This is a genomic window from Parabacteroides sp. AF17-28 (genome assembly GCF_003479205.1).
GTDB lineage: Bacteria > Bacteroidota > Bacteroidia > Bacteroidales > Tannerellaceae > Parabacteroides > Parabacteroides acidifaciens.
The window spans coordinates 1-1,773 of record NZ_QUGV01000058.1; the positions used below are offsets into that span (position 1 = coordinate 1).

Annotated in this window: 2 protein-coding genes; both read right to left on the reverse strand. The window is 46.5% G+C overall.

Going from position 1 to position 1,773, the window contains the following annotated elements; genetic code table 11:
* The coding region (locus DWW90_RS20280; protein ID WP_147382460.1) for a hypothetical protein at positions 1-242 on the reverse strand (242 nt) is incomplete at its 3' end.
* Between the two features lie 31 nt (positions 243-273).
* A complete protein-coding gene (locus DWW90_RS20285) occupies positions 274-1,353 on the reverse strand; it encodes a fimbrillin family protein (protein ID WP_147382461.1) in 1,080 nt (359 codons plus the stop codon).
* Positions 1,354-1,773 lie beyond the last annotated feature (420 nt).

Sequence of the window (1,773 nt, forward strand, 5' to 3'; positions counted from 1 at the left end):
CTTGTAAATGATGATGAAAGATCAACATCACTTGCACAAACCCAGACTTTCGCCTTCACGTCCTTTCGCATTGGCGTATTATTATCATCCGTCTTCGTCTGCACCAAATCGATCCCCCCGCTGAACGTGACGGGATATAAGGTATTGTCGTCGTTCGTGTCCGGTATCTCGGTCGCTTCCTTGGTGCAGCTTGCGGCACAAAGGAGAAGGGCTGCAGTTAGTAAAATGTGATTTGTTTTCATGTTCGTTGTTGTTTTATTGATTGTTTATTTATTATTCATTTGAGGGTCTGAAATCTATGTTTCCGCCGGAGACTTCCTCCCAGCTTGTAACAGTAGCCGTGATCGTGATCGACGGATTCGTGACCGGTGGAATCACTGGCGGTATTACAGGAGGGATCGGAATATCGGGTTCGTCCGGATCATCCGGGATATCCGGTGGAGTAGGCGGGTCGGGAACATCCGGAGTGTCCGGTCCGACCGGCAGGGCGGGCGAGCCGATCACGATGTCGATATTGTAGGCGACATTGCCTTCCGAACCGCTGCCTTCAAAATGTACGGGGAGGCCGGTGTATGACAGGTCATGCTCCGGATCGTTATCCCGCGTCAGCACAATATCGACCGTCAACTCCGTACGGGGCTGTACCAGCAAGCTACTGTTAAAGGTGCTTTCCGTCGAGATTTCCATACCGGTTTCCGTCTCCGCCTCATACAGCACTAACTTCGGCGCTTCCGTCCCGAACAACAGCTCACCGCTTGACAATTCGAGCCAGGCTTCCCGCGAAGAGCCCTCCAACCCCGCGAATTTCAGGTAATAGGTCTCCGGACGGTTTTCAGCAAGTCGAACCGTGATTTTCAGCAGCGACAATTGATGGGAAAACGAAAACAGGCTGTCCTGCCTATCGAAAGGATTCACCAATGAACCTGACTGTGCCTTTGTCGCTATTATGTCAGTCTCCCCATCGAGATGATACTCGACAAAACCGTCTTTCACAATGCCTTTCGGATAGTAACCGGTCAGATATACTTCCGAACTGTCTGCCGGGTAATAGCGTTCCGGTACAAATGTGATTTCGGAGTCTGTAGCGACTGCCTCCCATATCTCGTCAAATTGCAGGGTGCCGCTCCCTTTGGCGACGTTGAGAGCTGTGCTGTCGAAGTTTTCGATTGCCGCACGGCTCAATAGCTGTGTTTTCAGCCGGATGGGAACTGCAGCTGCCGGAGGATCGGGGTCGGGATTCGGTGGCGTAGGCGGGCCCGGTGGTATGGGCACGTCTGATCGGCTGCAACCGGTTAAAAGACAAATGCTACCGATCGTCATTAAATAGAATAGTATATTCCGAACTCCTGTCATTCCGTTTTTTAGTTTTACCCCTTTGATTTTCAAGTTTGACGTACCTTATTTATGAAATAAGGATATGGCTTTGTTCTTATTTATGAAATAAGGCGAAAACACTCTTCTAAGAGGTTTTTCTACCGTTAGAAAACAACCTTGATTTATTAGAATGGCCTATTTTTGATGAAGTAATTTAAGAATTGGAACAGAATGATTTTGTTTCTTTTATGAATACTCGTTAAAAGCATGGTTATTCCAGACCTTCTTCATCCCTAAACTTTGTTTTTTAAGGAAAAGGAGGACATTAGTCCGATTTTCTCTACTTTAATGTTAATCGAATGGTTTATTTTTATCAAATTTCGCGATTCTGTTTGGTTTTCATCAATTTTATTGTAATCTTTGCAGCAAGTTTGTTGGATAAATGAATTTCAACAAGTA

What these genes read in the sequence shown, in the direction of transcription:
- DWW90_RS20285 (WP_147382461.1), bottom strand. Translation starts at nt 1,353, where the DNA reads ATGACAGGAGTTCGGAATATACTATTCTATTTAATGACGATCGGTAGC.